2 protein-coding genes are annotated in these 934 nt (G+C 60.1%); both read left to right on the forward strand.

Annotated features, from left to right (window positions below):
* A partial coding sequence (locus FY112_RS37125; protein WP_210384795.1) for a hypothetical protein occupies positions 1–192 on the forward strand: 192 nt, incomplete at its 5' end.
* Positions 140–853: a FadR/GntR family transcriptional regulator gene (locus FY112_RS00185; protein ID WP_151517335.1), complete on the forward strand. Its 714-nt coding sequence runs from the start codon at positions 140–142 to the stop codon at positions 851–853. The genes FY112_RS37125 and FY112_RS00185, both read left to right, overlap by 53 nt.
* The last annotated feature ends 81 nt before the right edge of the window (positions 854–934 follow it).

The raw sequence follows: 934 nt of genomic DNA on the forward strand, positions 1-934 counted from the left end.
TGTGCCGTTGAAATACGGCCAACCGGACGAAAAACGTTGGATCTGTCAAATGCTGTACGCCGTCCTGAACATATGGTCAGCGACAGCCAGGGTGCGGCCGCCGACCCGGCGCACGTGGCGTTGAGAGAAAAGGACCATGATGACATTCGCGGTCGATGCCGTTTCGAACAGGAGCGCAACGCGCTTCAGTGACATCATCTACGAGAAGATCGTGGGGATGATCGCCGACGGCAATTTTCCGGTGAATGAACGACTGCCGCCGGAGACGAAGCTCGCCACGGATTTCGGCGCATCGAGACCCGTCGTGCGCGAAGCGCTCGAACGCTTGAGAGCCGATGGCCTGGTCGTTTCGCGCAAGGGTTCCGGTTCCTATGTCAGGCAAAGGCCGGATTCGTCGATGCTGAAAATGGTGCCGGTCGGCTCCTTGGCCGATGTCCAGCGGTTCTTCGAATTCCGCGCCGGTCTCGAAGCCGAGGCGGCGGAGCTTGCAGCGCGAAACTGGCAACCGGTCGACAAGGAGCGCATAACGGCAGCGCTTCTTTCGATTGAGCAATGCTTGCGCAATGGGGAGCTTGGCGCCGAGGAGGACCAGGCTCTGCACGATGCAATTGCCATGGCGACCGGTAACCAGTTCCACATCACCCTGCGCGAGTGGTTCAAGCCGCATTTCGCCATCGGGCATTCCGTTACACGAAGCTTGAGCTTGAAGCGGACGCCGGAACAGATCCGCAGCGTCCAGGATGAGCATGCGGTGATCGTCGAGGCGATCTTCGCGCACCGGGAAACCGAAGCGCACGATGCGATGAAAAGACACATACTGAATGCGCGCGCCCGCATGTTCCAGGGCGTTTGAGCGATATGGGAGGAGAGACGATGAAACGGGTCGCTATGACGGGTGCTGCCGGACGTGTAGGGACGCTGCTGCGTCCGCTTC

Origin of the sequence: Rhizobium sp. PEPV16 (genome assembly GCF_008919455.1) — a bacterium.
Lineage (GTDB): Bacteria > Pseudomonadota > Alphaproteobacteria > Rhizobiales > Rhizobiaceae > Rhizobium > Rhizobium leguminosarum_Q.